At 39.3% G+C, this 20,528-nt stretch carries 19 protein-coding genes; 18 read left to right on the forward strand and 1 reads right to left on the reverse strand.

The window, feature by feature from the left end; all coding sequences use genetic code 11:
• Window positions 1-69: 69 nt before the first annotated feature.
• A complete protein-coding gene (locus DUT71_RS07075) occupies window positions 70-813 on the reverse strand; it encodes a glycosyltransferase family 2 protein (protein ID WP_162795963.1) in 744 nt (247 codons plus the stop codon).
• Between the two features lie 356 nt (window positions 814-1,169).
• On the opposite strand from DUT71_RS07075, the gene DUT71_RS07080 reads away from it, so the two are divergent.
• The 18 genes from DUT71_RS07080 (at window position 1,170) to DUT71_RS07165 (ending at window position 20,526) form a co-directional block, all read left to right on the forward strand.
• Window positions 1,170-1,871, forward strand: a complete 702-nt coding sequence (locus DUT71_RS07080) for a polysaccharide biosynthesis/export family protein (RefSeq protein WP_162795964.1) — start codon at window positions 1,170-1,172, stop codon at window positions 1,869-1,871.
• Window positions 1,871-4,282 carry a GumC family protein gene (locus DUT71_RS07085; RefSeq protein WP_113661840.1) on the forward strand — a complete coding sequence of 804 codons (2,412 nt, stop codon included), beginning with the start codon at window positions 1,871-1,873 and terminating at the stop codon, window positions 4,280-4,282. Before DUT71_RS07080 ends, DUT71_RS07085 begins: the two co-directional genes overlap by 1 nt.
• 3 nt (window positions 4,283-4,285) lie before the next feature.
• Window positions 4,286-4,792, forward strand: a complete 507-nt coding sequence (locus tag DUT71_RS07090) for a UpxY family transcription antiterminator (protein WP_113661841.1) — start codon at window positions 4,286-4,288, stop codon at window positions 4,790-4,792.
• Between the two features lie 156 nt (window positions 4,793-4,948).
• Window positions 4,949-6,745: an asparagine synthase (glutamine-hydrolyzing) gene (gene asnB / locus DUT71_RS07095; RefSeq protein ID WP_113661842.1), complete on the forward strand. Its 1,797-nt coding sequence runs from the start codon at window positions 4,949-4,951 to the stop codon at window positions 6,743-6,745.
• On the forward strand, window positions 6,729-7,859 hold the full coding sequence (locus DUT71_RS07100; RefSeq protein WP_113661843.1) for a glycosyltransferase family 4 protein: 1,131 nt from the start codon (window positions 6,729-6,731) through the stop codon (window positions 7,857-7,859). The genes asnB and DUT71_RS07100 overlap by 17 nt, the downstream gene beginning before the upstream one ends.
• Before the next feature lie 28 nt (window positions 7,860-7,887).
• Window positions 7,888-8,739: an ABC transporter permease gene (locus DUT71_RS07105; protein ID WP_113661844.1), complete on the forward strand. Its 852-nt coding sequence runs from the start codon at window positions 7,888-7,890 to the stop codon at window positions 8,737-8,739.
• Window positions 8,739-9,590, forward strand: a complete 852-nt coding sequence (locus DUT71_RS07110; protein WP_113661845.1) for a glycosyltransferase family 2 protein — start codon at window positions 8,739-8,741, stop codon at window positions 9,588-9,590. Before DUT71_RS07105 ends, DUT71_RS07110 begins: the two co-directional genes overlap by 1 nt.
• Window positions 9,583-10,833 (forward strand): ABC transporter ATP-binding protein, encoded by a 1,251-nt coding sequence (locus DUT71_RS07115; RefSeq protein ID WP_113661846.1) that lies wholly within the window; start codon window positions 9,583-9,585, stop codon window positions 10,831-10,833. Before DUT71_RS07110 ends, DUT71_RS07115 begins: the two co-directional genes overlap by 8 nt.
• A complete protein-coding gene (locus DUT71_RS07120; protein ID WP_113661847.1) occupies window positions 10,821-11,324 on the forward strand; it encodes an acyltransferase in 504 nt (167 codons plus the stop codon). Before DUT71_RS07115 ends, DUT71_RS07120 begins: the two co-directional genes overlap by 13 nt.
• Window positions 11,308-11,967, forward strand: coding sequence for a class I SAM-dependent methyltransferase (locus tag DUT71_RS07125; RefSeq protein ID WP_113661848.1), 660 nt, complete (start codon window positions 11,308-11,310; stop codon window positions 11,965-11,967). The genes DUT71_RS07120 and DUT71_RS07125 overlap by 17 nt, the downstream gene beginning before the upstream one ends.
• Before the next feature lie 3 nt (window positions 11,968-11,970).
• Complete coding sequence (locus DUT71_RS07130; protein ID WP_113661849.1) at window positions 11,971-12,828, forward strand: glycosyltransferase family 2 protein; 858 nt, start codon at window positions 11,971-11,973, stop codon at window positions 12,826-12,828.
• 47 nt (window positions 12,829-12,875) lie between these two features.
• Complete coding sequence (locus tag DUT71_RS07135) at window positions 12,876-13,904, forward strand: glycosyltransferase (RefSeq protein WP_240186872.1); 1,029 nt, start codon at window positions 12,876-12,878, stop codon at window positions 13,902-13,904.
• Between the two features lie 10 nt (window positions 13,905-13,914).
• Window positions 13,915-14,640: an FkbM family methyltransferase gene (locus tag DUT71_RS07140; RefSeq protein ID WP_113661851.1), complete on the forward strand. Its 726-nt coding sequence runs from the start codon at window positions 13,915-13,917 to the stop codon at window positions 14,638-14,640.
• Window positions 14,631-15,842: a glycosyltransferase family protein gene (locus DUT71_RS07145; RefSeq protein ID WP_113661852.1), complete on the forward strand. Its 1,212-nt coding sequence runs from the start codon at window positions 14,631-14,633 to the stop codon at window positions 15,840-15,842. The genes DUT71_RS07140 and DUT71_RS07145 overlap by 10 nt, the downstream gene beginning before the upstream one ends.
• A complete protein-coding gene (locus DUT71_RS07150) occupies window positions 15,839-17,122 on the forward strand; it encodes a glycosyltransferase (RefSeq protein WP_240186873.1) in 1,284 nt (427 codons plus the stop codon). The genes DUT71_RS07145 and DUT71_RS07150 overlap by 4 nt, the downstream gene beginning before the upstream one ends.
• Window positions 17,123-17,190: 68 nt before the next feature.
• Window positions 17,191-18,282, forward strand: a complete 1,092-nt coding sequence (locus DUT71_RS20590; protein ID WP_113661853.1) for an acyltransferase family protein — start codon at window positions 17,191-17,193, stop codon at window positions 18,280-18,282.
• Window positions 18,279-19,430 carry a glycosyltransferase family 4 protein gene (locus DUT71_RS07160; protein ID WP_113661854.1) on the forward strand — a complete coding sequence of 384 codons (1,152 nt, stop codon included), beginning with the start codon at window positions 18,279-18,281 and terminating at the stop codon, window positions 19,428-19,430. Before DUT71_RS20590 ends, DUT71_RS07160 begins: the two co-directional genes overlap by 4 nt.
• The gene (locus tag DUT71_RS07165; protein ID WP_113661855.1) at window positions 19,417-20,526 is read left to right on the forward strand and encodes a glycosyltransferase family 4 protein; all 1,110 of its coding nucleotides are present in this window, start codon (window positions 19,417-19,419) and stop codon (window positions 20,524-20,526) included. The genes DUT71_RS07160 and DUT71_RS07165 overlap by 14 nt, the downstream gene beginning before the upstream one ends.
• The last annotated feature ends 2 nt before the right edge of the window (window positions 20,527-20,528 follow it).

A 20,528-nucleotide genomic window follows, 5' to 3' on the forward strand; every position in this document is an offset into this window, starting at 1 on the left:
AATAAGTTGTATTTTTTCAAAACAACAACAAATAGGTGAGAAAAACCATCCATATTTATAGGTATTTAACTAGAAGAATTGTTTTATTTTCCGAAGTTTTTTTAACAGCAGGGTCAGCAGGGGCAGGGGAACCTGGTTGTGCCTTAAGGCTGCATAATCATTTTGCATTGCCGCATAGCGGTGCCTTATAGATTGATTGCTCATGCCTCCGTTACGCATATTCACCATGAGCATCGGCAAATGAACTGTTGAGATCCGATGTTTGTACAGGAACCTCAGCATCAGCTCATAATCGGCCGCAGAGCCGTAATTTAACTGATAGCTACCTAATCTTTTGAAAAGTTCAGCTTTTACATAAAACGTTGGGTGAGCCGGCATCCATCCCAGTGCCAAATCAGTGGGCTTGGCTTTAGAAGAGCGCCATTTGCGTAAAATACGGGCAATATTATCAGGAGCTACGTAGTTTAAATCTCCATAAAGAGCCTCTGCTTTTGTGGCTTCGAATTTTTTGGCCACTTCGGCAATTACCGTGCTATCGGCCAGCATATCATCGGCATTCAAAATACCGATAACATTTCCCGTTGCCAGGGCTATTCCTTTATTTAGGGCGTCGTACATTCCCTTATCTGGTTCAGAAAGCAAAACCGATAAGCGATCCTGATATTGTTGCGCAATCTGATAGGTACGATCCGTGGAATTTCCATCAATAAGTATATATTCAATATGGGGGTAAGTTTGCGCCAGTACCGATTCGATACAATCTGCAAGATGTTGTTGCCCGTTGTAAACTACTGTAACGATGGTTATTTTCAATGAAATGCTATTTTATTGCCCAAAAGTAAGCCAAGTATTTTTCCCAAACAAATGATGCCTGGCATTTACCGTACAGCCTTTATATCAAACCAAATAAGCCAAAGCCTATTTTGGCATAAGGCCAATATTTTTAAACATAAACTAAGGACATAAAAAAGCAATACCTAGAACCATGTATTTTGAAAATCTCGTTTGTTATTTTTTTCAATTTTAACTTGACTAACAACAAAAAGTTGTAATTTGCACCTTCATTCAAACTAATGAACTACAACAGATTACCCTTAACAACAACTCTCATATTTATTGGTTTTGCCGTCTTTTTTTTAAGCTCTTGCTCTTTCAAAAGCCGTCAAGCTTTGCTAAAAACACCCTACGATGCAGATACGGTAAAAACCGTTAGGATCATTAATGGCAATTCAGAAGCTCCTGACTACTATAACCTCATTAAACCAGAAGATGAGCTTGCCATTAGAAACGTACAAGATATGGCACTAATTGTGAGGCCTCCGGAAGGCTTAAGCAATAACCTTGCGCAAACCTATACAACTTTTAAGGTAGATGCCAACGGCGAAGTGGTGCTTCCAAAAATAGGCGCTATCAAAGTTGCGGGGCTAAACCGCAGCCAAGCGGCCCAAGCCATCCAACAGGCGTACGAGGCCAAGGAACTGAATGCACCATTGATTGACGTGCGCATTGCCAATGCCTATATTGTGCTACTGGGCGAAGTAAGCAAACAGGGCAAATATGTGATAGAACGTGAGGACTACCAGCTTATTGATCTTTTGGCTGATGCCGGTGGCTTAACGCCCAATGCCAACAATAAAATGTTGCGCATTTTTAGGGGCAACAGGGCTAATCCAGAGATCATCATGGTTAATTTAAACGACTATAACTTTTTGAAAGATCCAAAGCTGAAACTTCAGGCTAAAGATGTCATTTATATTGAGCCTCGCCGTGCGGCCGCAAACAGCCAAAACTTCCAGGCCTACTCCACCTTTATCCAATTGGGCTTTATCATCGTAAATTCTCTATTGTTAATCTACAGTATTACTAAATAATGGAACAACAAGTCGCGGGGAGCGCAAATGTGCAGCAAGATATAGACTATGTTAAAATAGTAAAAATTGTACTCAGCCGATGGTATTGGGTGGCCAGCACAGTGATCATATCATTAATTGCAGCCTACATTTATTTATGGTACACACCTGAAACGTTCAGTACCAGCGCTTCTTTAAAATTCGAGGAAAAGAAATCTGAAATTTCGGAACTGCTTAATGTTAGAAGTGCCTACGACCGTACCAATAAAATGCAGTCGGAGCAATTTGTGATCCGTTCAAGGGAAGTGTTGCTGAATGCAGTAAACGACCTAGATTATAAAATATCATTTTACCTCAAAGGCCGGGTAAGAACTTCTGACGTTTACCCACAGAAACCCTTGGATATTGCAATCATCGAACAGGATTCAACGAGGTTTACCCATGCACTTTTTGAATATGAAGCTCAAAATGCCGGTTCATTTAAATTGAGCTACCTGGAAAATGGGCAGGAAATTGTCAAAACTTTCCAAAACGGACAGATCATTACTGCACCAGGCATCAAATTCAAGATCAACAACAGTGCTTTCAGCAAATCAAACAATCCCATATACTGCTTCAGATTTAACTCCAAAAGCAGCTTTTTGGGCCGTATTATTTCTGGATTAAACATGAGCGAAACGAAAGGCACCAATATTCTTTCGCTATCTCAAACAGACATCAACCCCTATTTTGCTACTGATATCTTAAATGCGGTGCTACGTTCGTATGTAAACTACGACCGCAACCAAAAGACCATTTCTGCCACGCAAACAATCAAATTTATTGATACGCTGCAACAAAACTTGTCGAAAGTGGTAAAATCATCTGGATCGGAACTGGAGCAGTTTAAGGTAAGCAACAAAGTATTGGACATATCGGCCGCAGGCCAGGATGTGATGAAGAAACTTACCGATCTGGAAACAGAAAAAAACACCCTCAATTTACAGGGCATCTTCATCAACCAACTGGAAAAGGAAATTGTAGGCAATAAAAACCTCAATGCCATTAACTATAACCTGCAAGGTATTACCGATCCAATGTTGGCCTCGCTTTTATCGCAGTACAACAACCTGCTTTTAAAAAGAGAAGAAACCCTGGTAACGTACAAAGCCAGTTCAGATGCTGTTCAGCAAATAGACAAGCAGATTTTGGACATCAAAGCGGCATTTGTTAGCAATGCAAACAGCCAAAGGCAAAAGAACAACAAAACCATCTCCTTTTTAGATCAGCAGATCGCTTCGATCAAGCAAACCTTCAATTCCATTCCAAAGGCCGAACGGGACCTCATCAACCTACAGTCGAACTTTACCATCAACCAAAAAGTATATAGTTATCTATCTGAAAAAAAATTGGAAGCGCAAATCAGCAAAGCGGCCATTACCCCTGGGGCCACCATTGTTGACTATGCCCTGTACAACACCAATTCTATAGCCCCGGTACACAAAAAAACCTATATCACGGCCCTGGTCATCGGATTTATCGTTGGTATTGGACTGATTTTTTTGGTAAGGATGCTCAATCCATATATTTATGACAAAGAAACTATTGAAAACCTGACCACCATTCCCATTATTGGCGTAATTAGGAGGTACCAGGATGCGATAGATGAAGACAACCGCCAAATTTTATCCATTAAAAACCCAAAATCGCTGTTTGCCGAATCGGTAAGGTCGGTAAGAACCAACTTAAGTTTCTTGGCTGCCGAAAAACAGAGCAAAATAGTTTGCATCACTTCGGAGATTTCAGGGGAGGGCAAATCGTTTACCACGGTAAATTTGGCCAGTACATTGAGCTTGATAGAAAAAAAAGTAATTGTGATTGCTGCTGACTTAAGGCGCTCAAAGCTGCACCATACCTTTAAAACAAGTAATTTAAAAGGCCTGAGTTCCTATTTGTCCAATCAGGCAGAACTGGCTGAAATCACTTTTGATACAGAAGTAGAAAACCTTACCTTTATCCCAGCAGGTCCAGTACCTCCCAACCCATCAGAGTTATTGTATTCAGATAAAATGAAGGCACTTTTGGAACTACTTACCCAATCTTATGATTTCGTAATCGTTGATTCGGCGCCTGTGGGCCTAGTTTCCGATGCTATACCTTTGATCAGGATGGCTGATGTAAACCTGTTCGTAATCCGTTCAGGGGTTTCCCGCTACCAGGCGGCCTCTGTTCCCGAGCGGCTTTCCAAAGAGTTCAACTTATCTAATATCGCAATCATACTCAACGCTTTCGACAACGACATCCTGCACAGCAGGTACTACACCACCAATTATTCGGGCAGCTACTATGCGAGTTACTACTATTATTCAGACTATTCGAGTACCGGATATGGCGGTGGCTACTATAGTGATGGCCCAACGAAAAAATGGTGGGAATTTTGGAAAAGAAAATAAACGATGATCGACAATTTGTACAGATGGTATCCGGTGTATACGAATTCTAGGGCGGAGAAAAAGGCTTATCAAGAACTACAAAAAAAAGGTATTGAAGCTTATTTACCTTTAAAGAAAGAGTGGCGCCAGTGGAGTGACAGGAAAAAATTAGTAGAAGAACCCCTGTTCAAATCCTACGTATTTGTTCGTATATCCAACAAAGAACATGCTGAAGTGCTGATGACCCAAGGCATTAGCCGATTCCTCTATTTTTCGGGAAAAATTGCGATAATGCCCGATAAACAGATGGAAGATCTGAAACTGCTCCTAACTTCTGGCGAAGATCTTCAACTGATTGAACATGAAATCAGGCCGGGCGAAAAGGTGTTGGTAAATGCAGGGCCATTTAAAGGAATGATTGCCGAGCTTGTATCCATTGCAAATAAAAAAAGCTTGGTGCTGAAACTGGAAAACTTGGGCTATGCCCTAGAGGTAAAAACTTCTATGGCCTACATAGAGCCTTTAAAATAAATGATGGAAAAATTAGCCCATACAGGCTAGTTTGATGATAGCTTGATCATATAGCTGTTAAGAAGAATTTCAACTCGCTAGGTGCCGTAAATGGGACTGAAAGGGCGAAGCTGTGAGCAAAAAGGAGAAAAACATCACTAACGCATTTAAAAATAAATGTGCCGTATAGCAGGAATTATTAGCCAAAAGCTAAACACCAAGGAAACAGAAATGGGCATACAGCGCATGTGCGATGCCATGCACAAGGGCGGTCCTGATGGCAAAGGATATCTCCTACTTCCCCATCTGAACCTGGCCTTTGGCCACCGTAGGCTTTCCTTAATTGATTTGAGCGAAAATGGCAAACAGCCAATGCCCTATCAAAACGAGTTATGGATCACCTTCAATGGCGAAATCTATAACTACCCCGCACTGAAAGAAGACCTGATGGCCAAAGGTTTCATCTTTAACAGCGGAACTGATACAGAGGTGATACTAGCCGGATATCAGGCATATGGAACAGGATTTTTTAAGAAGCTACGAGGCATGTTTGCCTTTGCCCTGCTAGACCAAAAAACAAAGCAAACGTTTTTGGTAAGAGATGAACAAGGCATTAAGCCGCTGTATTACGCTACCAAAGAAAAGGAGCTTTATTTTGCCTCAGAAGTGAAAGCTTTTAAGGCATTTAACACACATTGGAAAGATAACTCAGATTGGCCCGTTTATTTCCTCTCGTTTGGTTTCATTCCCGAACCATATACCACACTTGAGGGAGTTTACAATTTACCCAAGGGGCATTTTTTAACCTGGGACCACCAACAGCAGCACTTTACCATCGGCAAATTTGCCGACAACTATCCACCAGAGCAGGAAACAACCACTTTGCAGGCCCAAAGCCTAACCAAAACTAAGCTGGACCAAGCGGTGAAAAGGCACCTCATTGCCGACGCACCTATCGGGGTGTTTTTAAGCGGCGGCATTGATAGCAGCTTATTGAGCCTGATTGCCAACGAACAAACACCGCAAACCGTTAATACAGTAAGCATCAATTTTAACGAGCAAGAGTTTTCTGAACAGCAATATCAAAAAATCATTGCTAAACAAATCAGCAGCAAACATATCAGCTATACGGTAACGTCCCATGATTTCGAAACAAATATGGAGCAAATTTTTGCCGATATGGACCAACCTTCTAACGATGGGGTAAACTCATGGTTTGTAAACAAAGTGGCTCAGGAAAACGGCCTAAAGGCAGTGCTTTCCGGCATCGGTGCCGATGAACTTTTTGGGGGCTACCCATCGTTTAAAAGGCACCAATTGATCCGTAAATTAAAGAAAGCACCACGATTTTTACTCAAAGGGGCCAAATATCTCCCCTCAGACAAGCTTAAACGCATCAGCTTTTTAGCCTATAAAAATCCCATTGGGGAATACTTGTTTTTAAGAGGTTTTTATACGCCAAATGTAGTGGGCAAGCTGCTTCAGGTACCTGAAAATAAAATAGAGGAATTGCTGGCCAGTTATCCTTTAGGCAAGGAGGTTGAAAAATTAAGTGCCGAAGACAGGATTTCCTGGTTCGAAACCAATATTTACATGCAGAACCAATTGCTCAAAGACACCGACTATATGAGCATGGCCCACGGCATAGAAGTTCGTGTTCCTTTTCTGGATCAGGACTTGGTTGCCGCCACACTTGCTTTGCCCAAACATACCAGGTTCACGGCACAACCAAAATCGCTATTAATCAGCGCCTACCGTACCCTTTTGCCCGAGGCCATTTGGAACCGACCGAAAAAGGGCTTTACCTTTCCTTTCCAGCATTGGTTTAAAAGCTACCAGCCCATGCAAAACCAGGCGCATTACCAACAAAATGACCAGGCATTGGCTTTGCTAAAACAATTTAAGCGTAACAAGCTCCATTGGTCAAAACTTTTTGCCGTTTACCAAGTATTTCATCATGCCAAAAAAGCCTAACGAAATACTTTTTCTGAACCTGTACGCCTTCAGTTTAACTGGCGGGGTAGAAAAAGTGAGCAGAAAATTCATTTATGCACTTGGCAAATTGTTTCCAGATTCCACTTGGTCTAGCTATTCTATGTACGATGACCACAAGGATACGGACAACCGCTACATTGCTCCGGAGAAATACCGCACCTTTAAAGGTGCCAAATTCGCTTTTGTGATTGCCAGTTTTTTGAAGGGGCTTCGTAGCAGGACAATTATTCTATCGCACCTTAACCTGTTGCCGGTAGCCAGGTTAATTACCGCTGTTAAACCCAGGCAAAAGGTGGTTATGTTTGCCCACGGTATCGAAGTTTGGGACGAGCTGCCGGCATGGAAAACCAAATTTCTCCGCAAAAAAGTTCAAATTTGGGCTGTAAGCAACTTCACAAGGGAAAAAATGATCATGCAGCACCACATTGCTCCGCAGCAAATTATGGTACTAAACAATTGCCTGTCGCCATTTCTTAAACTTCCCCAAAATTTTGAAAAACCCGCCTATCTGCTGGATAAATATGAAATTAACAGCCAAGTTCCAGTAATATTTACCCTAAACCGTTTATCCGCCTCCGAAAAATACAAGGGCTACGATCGCGTGATTACCGCACTCGGTAAACTCAAACAACAACAGCACCAGGCTTTCACTTATATTTTGGCCGGCAAGGCCGATGAAACCGAGCGCATACGGCTAACCAAGCTCATTGAAGCCAACAACCTGGTTAACGAAGTCAAAATGATTGGCTACCTGTCGGAAGAAGAATTAACACCACACTTTTTACTGAGCGATTTGTTCATCATGCCCAGTAAGGGCGAGGGGTTTGGCATTGTATTTATTGAAGCCGCCGCACACGGGTGCAAAGTTATAGGCGGCAACCTTGATGGCAGTACCGATGCGCTGCTTAATGGAAAGCTGGGCCAATTGATTAACCCCAGTGAAGAAGCCGAAATTCTCACGGCCATCCAAAAAGCGCTGGCCAATAAAAACCATCAGCCCAAAACACAACAGCAAACCACTGTACAACACTTTGGTTTTAACAGCTACCTTAGCAAGGTAAAAGAATTACTAAACAACCCCTTAACGAATTAGCTACTAATTAGTTTGTTCGCCTGATCACATGAACCATCAACAACACCACTGGAGTATAGAACCTCGGAACTCCCTATTTGACCTCAAGTTAAAAGACACTTGGGCCTATAGGGACCTGCTTTGGCTTTTGGTACGCAGAGATTTTGTATCCTTTTATAAGCAAACCATTTTGGGACCGCTTTGGTTCTTCATACAGCCAATATTTACCACCATTATTTTCACCTTTGTGTTTGGCCAGATGGCAAAAATAAGTACTGATGGCCTGCCTCAGCCGCTATTTTATATGGCCGGCATTACCGCCTGGAACTATTTCGCCGATTGCCTAACCAAAACTTCTACCGTGTTTAAAGACAACGCCAATATTTTCGGTAAAGTATACTTCCCCCGCTTAATTATGCCGCTAAGTATTGTGGTGAGCAATTTGGTAAGGTTTGGCGTACAGTTCCTGCTGTTTTTAATGGTTATGGCCTACTATTACTTTATCGCAAAAGCCGATTTTGGAATTACCTGGGCTATTTTGTTGTTTCCATTGGTTGTTGTGCTAATGGCCTTATTGGGCTTGGGCTTGGGTATGCTCATTTCAGCAATGACCACCAAATACCGGGATCTGGCATTTTTGGTCACTTTCGGGGTACAGTTGCTCATGTATGCCACTACGGTAATCTACCCTTTAAGTACCATTGCAAAAAAACCCTTAGGCTGGATTGTAGCCTATAACCCCATGACACCACTCATTGAAACCTTCAGGTATGGTTTTTTGGGCAACGGAACTTTCAGCTGGGAGGCCCTGGGCTATACCACCGCAGTTACCTTGGGGATTTTAATGCTTGGAATTGTGATCTTTAACAAGGTAGAAAAAAACTTTGTAGATACCGTTTAATGCTGCTCACGATCATCACCATTAACTTAAACAACGCCAAAGGCTTGGAAGCAACCATTGCCAGCGTGGCCGCACAAAAAAATGCCCAGTTTGAATACCTGGTGATTGATGGAGGTTCTACCGACCAAAGTGTGCCTTTAATACATCGATATCAAAAGCACATCAGCGCCTTTATCTCCGAAAAAGATCATGGTGTTTACCATGCCATGAACAAAGGCATCAGCCTTGCAAAAGGCAAATTTATATTGTTCTTAAATAGTGGCGATACCCTTAATCATCATCTGGTGATTTCCCAGCTTTTGGGCTCCCTGGAAATAGATAGCAACAAGGATATTTACTATTCCAGCGTACTTTTTGTAGACGAGGAACAGGAAAAGGCCTACACTTACGGATATCCCAAACAGTTAAATGTAGATTATTTCCTACACGCAGGCCTGTGTCATCAATGTACGGTAATCCGCAAACAGTTATTTGATGAAATAGGCCGCTATGAGGAAAACTACCGTTTGGTGTCTGATTGGTCGTTCTTCCTGAAAGCCATCAAAAAAAACTATCATTTCCAGCATATCGACCAGCTGATTTTAAGCAACTATGTGCTTAACGGGCTTTCTACAGACTACCTATCCTGCAAGCAGGAACGCTTAAAGATCATCAAAAGCCAGCACGCAGAGCTTTTACCTCGTTATCTTTCGATGAACAGGCCGCTAGGATCAACTACCAGAATTTGGCTAAAGCTCCAGAAAATTGCTCATCAGCTCAACAGAAAATCCGCAGCTTTAAAAGCAGGGCTTTTCAGGCATTATCAGGAGCAGCGAAAACTTGATTTAAATTATCTTATTACAGATGTCTAACATAGCCATTAAAGCCGAAAACCTATCCAAAGCTTATCAATTAGGCGAAATTGGCACAGGTACCATCAGCCGTGATTTGGAGCGTTGGTATGCTCGAATACGAGGCAAAGAAGACCCATTTTTACGTATTGGCGAAACCAATGACCGCACCAGTCGTGGAAATTCCGATATTGTTTGGAGCCTAAAGGATATCAACTTCGAAATTGAACAAGGTGATGCCGTTGGCATTATTGGTCGTAATGGCGCAGGCAAAAGTACGTTGTTAAAGGTTTTGAGCCGGGTAACCTCTCCTACTTCGGGGCGTATCATTGGAAAAGGCCGCATTGCATCTTTATTGGAAGTAGGTACCGGCTTTCATCCTGAGTTAACTGGCCGCGAAAATATTTATCTTAACGGGGCCATTTTGGGCATGCGCAAAAAGGAAATTACCCGCAAGTTTGATGAAATTGTAGCCTTTGCGGGAGTAGAACGCTACATTGATACACCTGTTAAACGATATTCCAGTGGCATGTATGTACGCCTGGCCTTTGCCGTAGCGGCACACTTAGAAAGCGAAATCCTTATTGTAGATGAGGTACTAGCTGTAGGTGATGCCGAGTTTCAAAAAAAATGTCTCGGAAAAATGGGCGAGGTAAGCAAGGGAGAAGGCCGCACGGTACTCTTTGTAAGCCATAATATGGCTAGTGTAAGGGAACTTTGTAATAACGGATTTCTTTTATCAAATGGGCAGCTAAGTTTTAATGGAGACATTAATGCCGCGATCAGTCAATATATTTCGTCCAACAGTAAGGTTGCTTCAGAAATAAAGCATTTGAAAGGTTCACAGGAAATCCAAATTATTGGTGTACACGTTAATCAAGCTACTGAGGCCCAAGTCAATATATTTGAAACCTTGGAAATCAGCATAGATTTCAAATCAAATATAAATGAAGATAAGACCATTGAATTTTTTATCATAATTTATAATGAGCTTGGGCAAGAAATTTTAACAATTTTTCAACGAGATACAAATCAATACGTGAAAAGCCTTGCCCAGCAGGCCAGCTCAGTCAAAGTTACCTTTGACAACAAGCTAAAGCCAGGTAAGTACAGCATTAGCGGTGGCATTTTTGATGAATTCAGAAATTTCATAGATTGGTCTTCGACCAATACTTCATTTGTTGTAGAGAACAATTTCTACAATGGCGGCCAGTTTGATAACAGATTGGGTTTAATATATGAAAAGCCAACATGGGATTTTTAAAAGATAAATTTCTTAAATGCCTTTCGAGAATAAAGCTTGCTATTGAAGGCTATGAGCAAAGGGAACGATTAGCATCTTACAAAAAAGTGGGAAGCAATGTTTATTTCCAACAACCGTATTGCCATGCCAACCCGGAAAACATCAGCATCGGTAATCATGTTTCTTTTGCGGCATTTGTACATATATGGGGCGCTGGCGGGGTAGAAATAGGCAATAATTGTATGATTGCTTCTCATTGCGCTATTACCTCTACCACCCACAATCCTAAAAATATCTTATTCAATTCTGAAAATATACACGCTCCTGTTAAAATTGGAAATAATGTTTGGATTGGCGCCCATGTAGTAATCTTTCCCGGGGTCGAAATTGGCGACAATGTGATTGTAGGTGCGGGTAGTGTGGTAAACAAGAACTTGGAAAAAAATGCAGTATATGCCGGTGTGCCTTGTAGGTTACTGTACAAATTAGAGAGAAATGAAACAGAAAATTAAATCCTTAGTAAAAGGGAACAAACTATTGTACAAAATGGCCTTCTCAGGCTTAAATATGTATAAAAAAGCAAAGTGGATAACCAACAGGCCCCGTCTTCCCCAAGTTGAGGGCAAATATATTCATTTGGGATGCGGGAGTATCAATCATCCTAAAATGATTAATGTGGATCTAAGGCCAGATGGGCATATCCACTACTTAAGCAACGTGGAAAAACTGCCGATGTTCCCAGATAACTATGCCGATTTGATTTATGTATCCCATTGCCTGGAACATATCTCCTATCAAATACTTGACAATGTGCTAAAAGAATGGCATAGAGTTTTAAAACCAAAGGGAATTTTAAGAGTATCGGTTCCTAACTTTGACACGATGATTGAGATGTATAATGATAACTATCAGGACATTACTCAAATATTACCGCCACTATTAGGTGGCCAAGATTATAAATATAATTTTCATTACGCCGCCTTTAACGAGAAATACCTCAAACATCTTTTCGCAAAAAATGGCTTTAATGAAGTAAAGCTTTGGGACTACAATGAAGACGAATTTTGCAAGTTTGACGATTGGGCCAACAGAAACATATCTCTGAACAACATCGATTACAAAATAAGCTTGAACATTCAAGGCAGTAAAATTTGATCCATGTGGCCATTTAGTAATCCAGTAGAGCCAAATATCTATAATGTTCAAAGTGATTGGCCTAAAATTTCAATTGTTACCCCAAGTTATAACCAAGGGCAATTTATCGAGGAAACGATTTTATCCGTTTTAAACCAAAACTACCCAAACCTAGAATATATTATTATTGATGGCGGGAGTACAGACAATACTGTTGAAATTATAAAAAAATATGAAGATAGCATAAAGTACTGGATAAGTGAACCCGACAACGGACAAGCTAATGCCATCAATAAAGGTTTTGAAAAATGTAGTGGAGAAATTATAGGATGGATTAATAGTGACGACTACTACCTGGAAGGGATTTTATTTCATACCGCTATAGCTTTTTCCAAAAACCCCAATATAGATTTAGTTTCTAGCAATAGTATTTCCTTTGTCCACGAGAGTAAGTTTATACACAAAGATTTTGGTAGGCCAATAAATAAATTCAATCTCAGATTTGGTGGTATTATACCCTCCCATACCACTTTTTGGAGAAAAAAAATACACCAAAATATTGATGAAAGTATTGAGTGTGCAATTGACTATGAGTTGTGGATGCGAATATTAAAACCAAATAAAACAAAGATATTGAATTATTTTGGCGGCGTATTTCGGTTCCAATCCGAATCAAAATCTGTGCAAAAAGACGCTATTTACAAAGGTAAATGGCAAAAAGATTTTCTTTATATATTTGATAAGCATAACATAACTGCCCCAAATAAAATCCAAAAGTGGATTTTTCATTATCATACTATTTTCCATCGAGGTATAAAAAAAATTCTATATCACATAGCGGGTAAACAAAAAAGTACTTGGCCTTATATCAACAATAAATAACCAATGCTATCTTATTGATCATTGTAATTAATTATACTTATTAGATTTTGAAAATTGCCTTAACCGTTGACCCCGAAATAGCTGTTCCACCGCTTCATTATGGAGGTATAGAACGCATTGTCGATTTTCTAGTAACAGAATATCTAAGAAAAGGACATCAGGTTTTTTTATTTGCCAACGAAAATTCCCGAAACGACTGTGAGTTAAAAATTTGGCCTGGCAAAAACTCCCAAAATAAGCTTGATACGCTTAAGAATACCGTTTTCCTGACCAAGGAGCACCTAATACACAGATTTGATATTGTGCATAGTTTTTCACGTTTGGCCTATTTAGGCCTAATATTGCCATTTGGAGCAAAATGCATCATGTCTTACCAGCGAGAACCTACCATCTCCCAAATTAAAAAGATAAACAAGCTTGCCTTTTGGAAAAATTTACATTTTACCGGATGCAGTGACTATATAAGCGATCAGATCAAACCATTTGCTCCAACTACCACGGTTTATAATGGTGTTGATTTGAAGAAGTTTGACTTTGCCCCAACTGCCGAAAACAATTCGCCCTTGGTTTTTTTGGGAAGAATAGAGCCCATAAAAGGCACTCATAATGCGATCAAACTTGCAAAGGCCAGCCGCAAAAAGCTAATAATAGCTGGTAATATACCTTCGGAATATCAATGGTATTTTAAAGAAGAGGTGGAGCCGCATCTTGATGCGGATATTACCTATATGGGATCCGTTGATGATAGACAAAAAAATATCTTGCTCCAAAATGCCCTGGCATTTTTAATGCCCATTGAGTGGAATGAGCCTTTTGGCATCGTAATGGCCGAAGCTATGGCGTGTGGCACACCCGTAATTGGCACCTCAAAAGGAGCGGTAAATGAGGTTGTTATTGATGGCGTAAATGGCTTTAAGCACGCCAATGTAGACAGTCTTGTCCATGCGATCAATAACATTGAAAAAATAAGCCGATCCAATGTGCGGAAAGATGCGGAAGAGAGATTTTCAAGCACAGCCATAGCAGAAAAGTACTTAATGCTTTATAAAAGCCATTACCAATACCGCATTATCTAACAAGCTAAATATGTTAAAAAAACTAATTTCTAAATTATTACCAAATAATGTTATCGATAAAATCAAATTTGATTTAGGCGTACCAAATCAGCAGAATTGCTTTGAACATCTAAAAAAAATGGGCGTATCACCCCGGTTGGTAATAGATATCGGCGCATATGAAGGAACTTGGGCCATAGATTTTAAAAAGTATTTTCCAAACACTAAAATTCTTATGCTGGAAGCACAAGAAGGCAAAAGCATTTACTTAAATAAGGTAAAGGAAAAATCTAATCAAAGTATCGACTTCAAAATAGCGCTGCTATCGGATGTAATAAAAGAAGTAGAATTTAACGAATACGAAACGGCTAGTTCCGTATACAAAGAGGACAACGAAACAAATGCCAAAGTAGTTAGATTAAAAACCCAACGACTAGACGACCTGTTAACGAATACAGAATTTGAAAAGCCAGATTTTGTTAAAATAGATGTTCAGGGCGCCGAGCTAGACGTTTTAAAGGGAGCGCTAAACACCTTAAAAAGTGTTGAATTTGTCCTAATAGAAGTTTCATTTCTGAATATCTACAAAGGGGCACCCCTAGCCCATGAAATTGTTCAGTTTATGGCCCAACAAGGCTTTGTAATATATGATATTGCCAGTTTAATGCGCCGACCTTTTGATAAAGCGTTAAATCAATCTGATTTTCTGTTTATCAAGGAAAAATCGCCTCTTAGGGCCTCTTCAAGATGGGATTAGATCAAAAAAAAATCCACATCTTAACTACTGGTCAGCCAAGCACAAACCCACGGTTGGTAAAAGAAGCCAATGCCTTGGCTGAGGCAGGGTTCAAAGTGAAGGTATATTATCAATTTTGGACCGACTGGGCGCTCGAAACAGATAAGGAATTGTTAAAAAATGTACCGTGGGAATACGAGCTCGTTGGTGGCACTCCCTACAAACGCCGGCTTATTTTTCTGCTAAATAAGATAAAATTTAAACTACTTCAATATCTGGCAAATCATACCAATTTATATTTAGAACACTATAAATATCGGGCCTATTCAAATATCGCCAAACGCTTAAGGAAAGAAAGGGCAGATCACTATATTGCCCATAACTTAGGAGCCCTTCCTTTGGCTGCCAAATCGGCAAAATACCACCGGGCAAGTTACTCGTTTGATGCTGAAGATTATCACCGGGGCCAGTATCAACAGGCATGTAGAGAGCAGGAAATTGATATTTGCCTCGAAAACAGATATATCCCAAATGCAAAGTTTGTTACCAGCGCAAGCCCGCTAATAAATGAAAAATATGTTACCCTATATCCACAGCAAAAATTTGTCACCATCAACAATGTGTTTCCAAATAGTGAATTCAGGCGTCAAATTTCAATTAACAACGACAAACCGTTAAAACTGGTCTGGTTTTCCCAAACCATCGGAAAAAAAAGAGGCTTGGAAGAATTCATATCCGCTTTAAATTTAATACGAGATTTTTCCCTAGAAATAAATTTGATCGGGAATTGCGACAAAACAAACAAAGTATTTTTCGAAGACCTGTTAATCGAGAAAAAGCATTCCATTTTATTCCATAAACCTATATTTTCTAGAGAATTAAACATTAAACTATCTGATTTTGATATAGGCCTGGCTACTGAAACAGGAAGAGATCTCAATAATGATATCGCTCTTTCCAATAAAGTTTTTAGCTATATCCAGGCAGGATTGGCCATTTTAGCTTCAACAACTTCGGCGCAGCAGCACTTGCTAGAAAAGTACTCGTCCATAGGAAGTTTAATAGATCTAAACAAACCAGAAGAAATTGCAGAAAAGCTCAAAATACTACACAACCAAAGAGAAAAACTACATAAAGCTAAAAGCGCCTCAATAGAGGTGGCCAAAACTTTAAATTGGGACGTAGAAAAGCATACACTTCTGAGTCTTTTCAAAAATCCATGAAAAAAATACTGATTATATCACCTTATTTCGCTCCTGCAAATGCCGCCGATATGCAAAGGATACGTATGAGCCTGCCCTATTTCATGGATATGGGCTGGGAAGCAGAAGTTGTTAGTTGCGACCCCAAGTATTATGAAGGTAGTATAGACGAGCTATTGTTAGAAAGTATTCCAAAAAGTACTAAAATTCATTATGTAAGTGCTTTTAATAAAAAGTATACGAGCAAAATAGGACTGGGAAGCCTGGCTTTACGTAGTATATGGTTTTACAAAAGAAAAGTGAATCAGCTGTTGAGGAAAGGGCACTTTGATCTGATTTATTTTTCAACTACTGAGTTTCCAATATGTATTTTAGGGGCCTACTGGAAAAAAAAATTTCAGGTTCCTTATGTAATCGACATGCAAGACCCTTGGCACACCGACTATTACGAGAACAAGCAAAAAAATGAACGCCCTCCTAAATATTGGTTTTCCTATCGGCTAAATAAATATCTAGAACCAATTGCAATGCGTAAAGTTGACGGGCTAATTGCGGTATCAGGGCAATATAATAGAGATTTAATTAAAAGATATGCATTAAATGTACCTTATACTACCATTACCTTTGGTGCTTTCGAAGAAGATATAGAGATTGCCAAAACCAACCTAAACAAATACCCCTCAGTATTAAAAAGAAAGGGTAAAATAGAAGTAGGTTATATTGGTCGTGGTGGCTACGACATGCAAGATGCCGTACGTATCTTGTTTCAGGTTTTTGCTAAAGCCCTGAAAGAGGACTATAAGTATTTCGATCAGTTCTACTTTAATTTCATTGGAACCAGTTATGCTCCATCTGGACAAGGCAAAAAAACAATTGCGCCACTGGCGGATCAGCTAAAACTGGGAAATTACATCAACGAAGACCCTGACAGAATACCTTTCTATCAAGCAATTAATACCTTGGCAGATATGGATATTTTATTTATCTGTGGCTCTAACGATGAAAAATATACGGCTTCGAAAATTTACCCTTACCTCCTATTGGAAAAACCACTGCTGGCTATCTTCCACGAAAACAGCTCGGTAGTTGAAATTCTACGAAAATGTAGCAATGCCACAGTGGTAACTTTTCAGGAATCTGATGAAACCAAGGAAAAAAAAATAAAATCTTTCCTACAGCAATTTACTGAGGTAAAATACAAATTAAACCGCGAAAATTTCTTTCCCTATACAGCCAAAGAAATGACGAAACGGCAATGTATTTTATTTGATAGGGCGATAAGCCAAAAAAACGAGCACTGAAGTTTCTTCTTCGCTATCCTAACTTAAGCTTCCAAATGCTATTTTACTTCTTCAATAAATCATAAGGCTTGAGCGAACTACCCAATAGAATTCGTGTACTAGATAGCTTTAGAGCAATAGCCGCCTTGGGTGTACTGTGGATACATATATGGACGATACATGGGCAACCCAAGGTATATTTCCATAATATGGATATACTCATGCCCATTAATATTGTTGGGAACGGAGTTGATTTATTTTTCGTCATTAGTGGTTTCTGCATGTACTACTTTTATGCTAAGTCCAGTAGCTTTTCAAGCAATAATTTTTTTGGATTTTTAGTAAAGAGATGGCAACGCCTATCGCCCGTCTTCTATTTTTGCACGCTGGTCTATATTCTCATATTTAGCCATTCCAGCGGATTACAAAATATACTTAAATTTTTAACCAGTGTTTTTTATCTAAATTCCATATCCCCGTATAATGCAGAAGGCTTTATGTGGTCACTGGGAACCGAGTGGCAATTTTACCTGATCATTCCAATCTTGCTTATTTATCAAAATAAGTTGGGCTTCAACAGAACAATCTCGCTTATTACAATCATTTTTCTCCTAATCTCCATAGTATCCGTACTTATATTGGGCAGTAAATCTGATTTTTTAACAGATCAAATCATTTTCAGGTATTTTGAGTTTTTATGGGGCATCATTATTGGCAGGTTATTCTTGTTAGGCTACGTTCCAAAGTTAAATGCGAACCTATTGGTTGTAGTTTTCGCAATAATGGCATATACAGGCCGGTTTTTTCTTACCGATAGCATTCTGCAACATGGAGGAGCGTATAGGAACTTAATTAAGATAGTGGGCTACAACCTTATGTCGATGGGTTTTGCTGGGTTAATATATATATGCCTAACGCTGAACAACTTTCTTAAAAAACTCGTAGACAACAAACTATTTAGCTTCATAGGAAAAATATCTTATAGTTTCTATTTGTGGCACGGACTTGTACATATCATCATAGGAAATTATCTGATTAAAAATCTATCTAAGCACGGAGATTTCAAATTGGCCATAATTAATTTCATCGTTAGCTCGATTTTGCTGATCCCAATATCTTACGCCAGCTATTATATTTTTGAGGTCAGGGCCTATCATCTACTTCAGAAAAGAAACAAATGAAGAGACTTGCCATTGTGATCACACATCCCATACAGTATTATGTGCCCGTTTTCCAAATGCTGGCGCAAAAATGCCATTTGAAGGTTTTTTATACGTGGGGTAAAGCGTGGTTAACAAGTAGATATGATCCTGGTTTCGAAAAAACCATTGAATGGGACATTCCGCTTCTGGAAGGCTACGATTTCGAATTTGTGGAAAACATTTCAGCTGAACCGGGTTCCCATCATACTAAAGGGATTGTTAATCCTACCATTATTAATGAAATAAAGAGATTTGGACCTGATGCAATTCTGGTGCACGGATATAGCTACAAAAGCCATCTACTCACTTTACGGCATTTCAAGGGGAAAGTACCTGTCTGGTTTCGAGGCGATTCGACATTATTAAATGAGAAAAACAGCCTAAAATCGATTTTAAAAAAAGTTTATCTAACGTGGGTATTTTCTCATCTTGATAAAGCGTTTTATGTAGGCACCAATAGTAAAGCTTACTTTAAAAAATTTGGTCTTAAAGAAAATCAGCTTATTTTTTCACCGCACGCTGTTGACAATAAAAGATTTGGGATAGCACAATTTAACGCCGTTTCAGCGCTGAAAAAAAAGTTAGGCATTAGGGTTAACGATGTAGTAATATTATATGCTGGTAAATTTGAAGCGGTTAAAAATCTTACGATATTAATCAACGCATTTAAACTAATCGATTCCAACTCAAAAAACATAAAGCTTTTATTGGTTGGTAATGGTCCTCAAGAGGAACTTTTAAAAGTACTGGCAAACGATGATAAGCGAATCATTTTCATGGATTTCCAGAATCAAACTTACTTACCCGTCATTTATCAAACCTGTGACCTGTTTTGTTTGCCTTCAAACAGTGAAACTTGGGGGCTAGCCATTAACGAAGCCATGGCCGCAGGCAAAGCAATACTCGCATCGGATAAAGTGGGCTGTGCGGTGGATTTAGTAACCGCAAAAAATGGAAAGATATTTAGGTCAGGTGATCTATCTTCTCTAACCGAGACACTAAAAATTATGGCAAAAGATAAAAACCAATTGCAACAGTTTGGATTGCATTCCTCCCAGATCATCAAGAATTGGTCATTCGAACAGCAAGTTGCAGTTATTATCCAACAATTGCATGAGCTCCAATAAAAACATTTTATTTATGGTTGGAGGCAGTTATGTTGCTGGAGCGGAAATTACTACCTTAAACCTGATCAGGGATTTACACCTAAAAGGATACCATGTATTTGTCATTGTAAGTAGTTGGAATGATGGTGATTTTATTCAAAGACTTGGACAATATGGCATTCCATATCAAGACATAAAATTAGGTTTTATCTTTATAACCAAACCATTTTGGACCCTAGATAGTTTAGTTAATTACCCAAAAGCTTTTCTACAAGTAAAAAAGATCATCAAAAATTTTAAACCAAATTGTATATTCCATTCTAGTTACAGAACTTTTATAATGGTTTATCCTTTGCTTAAAGGTTTAAAAAATATCTACCTGGAACACAATAATCCTACTATAAGCCAAAAAAATTTCAAACTATATAACTTCCTATCAAACAAAATACATCATTTTGTGTGCCCTAGCCAAACAGTAAGAAAAACGCTGCTAGAATTAAATGTTCCGCCCGCAAAAATCAAAATCATACCTAGCCCAATCGATCCAGAATTTAGGGGTCAAACCGTTCTAAATCATTTAGAAAATGAAGTTGCCCGTATTGGCATAGTAGGACAAATACATGCTGAAAAAGGCTTCGATTTTATTTTTGATGAATTGGTGAAAGTAACTGAGCCCTACCAGCTATATATTTATGGAGACGATCATGGAGAATATGCCAGATCGCTAAAATTGAATATGCCAGATATCCTTAAGAACAAGGTGAACTGGATGGGCTATGTAAAAAACAGATTAGAAATATACCAACAGCTGGACATAGTTCTATTTCCAAGTTTGTCCGAATCATTTGGCAGGATCATTATTGAGGCTGGCGCATTTGGGATACCAATTATAGCTTCAGATATCGATAGTTTCAAGGAAATTATTGTACCAGGCGAAACAGGTTTTCTATTTAAATTAAGCAATACGGGAGAATTACCACAGATTTTAGACCATTTGCTTAGCGATAAATCACTCCGAAAAAAAATTGGGTCTAACGCCCAAACCTTCATCCTAAACAATTTCACTTCTGAAAAATGTACAAAGGAATACGAAAATCTAATTGCCGCTAAAAATTAGCA

The sequence above is a fragment of the Pedobacter nanyangensis genome, assembly GCF_003313505.1.
GTDB lineage: Bacteria > Bacteroidota > Bacteroidia > Sphingobacteriales > Sphingobacteriaceae > Pedobacter > Pedobacter nanyangensis.

Bases quoted from the DNA above. Each gene is read 5' to 3' on its own strand.
- DUT71_RS07085 (WP_113661840.1), top strand. From the start codon at position 1,871: ATGGAACAACAAGTCGCGGGGAGCGCAAATGTGCAGCAAGATATAGAC.
- DUT71_RS07090 (WP_113661841.1), top strand. From the start codon at position 4,286: ATGATCGACAATTTGTACAGATGGTATCCGGTGTATACGAATTCTAGG.
- asnB (WP_113661842.1), top strand. From the start codon at position 4,949: ATGTGCCGTATAGCAGGAATTATTAGCCAAAAGCTAAACACCAAGGAA.
- DUT71_RS07100 (WP_113661843.1), top strand. From the start codon at position 6,729: ATGCCAAAAAAGCCTAACGAAATACTTTTTCTGAACCTGTACGCCTTC.
- DUT71_RS07105 (WP_113661844.1), top strand. From the start codon at position 7,888: ATGAACCATCAACAACACCACTGGAGTATAGAACCTCGGAACTCCCTA.
- DUT71_RS07110 (WP_113661845.1), top strand. From the start codon at position 8,739: ATGCTGCTCACGATCATCACCATTAACTTAAACAACGCCAAAGGCTTG.
- DUT71_RS07115 (WP_113661846.1), top strand. From the start codon at position 9,583: ATGTCTAACATAGCCATTAAAGCCGAAAACCTATCCAAAGCTTATCAA.
- DUT71_RS07120 (WP_113661847.1), top strand. From the start codon at position 10,821: ATGGGATTTTTAAAAGATAAATTTCTTAAATGCCTTTCGAGAATAAAG.
- DUT71_RS07125 (WP_113661848.1), top strand. From the start codon at position 11,308: ATGAAACAGAAAATTAAATCCTTAGTAAAAGGGAACAAACTATTGTAC.
- DUT71_RS07130 (WP_113661849.1), top strand. From the start codon at position 11,971: ATGTGGCCATTTAGTAATCCAGTAGAGCCAAATATCTATAATGTTCAA.
- DUT71_RS07140 (WP_113661851.1), top strand. From the start codon at position 13,915: ATGTTAAAAAAACTAATTTCTAAATTATTACCAAATAATGTTATCGAT.
- DUT71_RS07145 (WP_113661852.1), top strand. From the start codon at position 14,631: ATGGGATTAGATCAAAAAAAAATCCACATCTTAACTACTGGTCAGCCA.
- DUT71_RS07150 (WP_240186873.1), top strand. From the start codon at position 15,839: ATGAAAAAAATACTGATTATATCACCTTATTTCGCTCCTGCAAATGCC.
- DUT71_RS07160 (WP_113661854.1), top strand. From the start codon at position 18,279: ATGAAGAGACTTGCCATTGTGATCACACATCCCATACAGTATTATGTG.
- DUT71_RS07165 (WP_113661855.1), top strand. From the start codon at position 19,417: ATGAGCTCCAATAAAAACATTTTATTTATGGTTGGAGGCAGTTATGTT.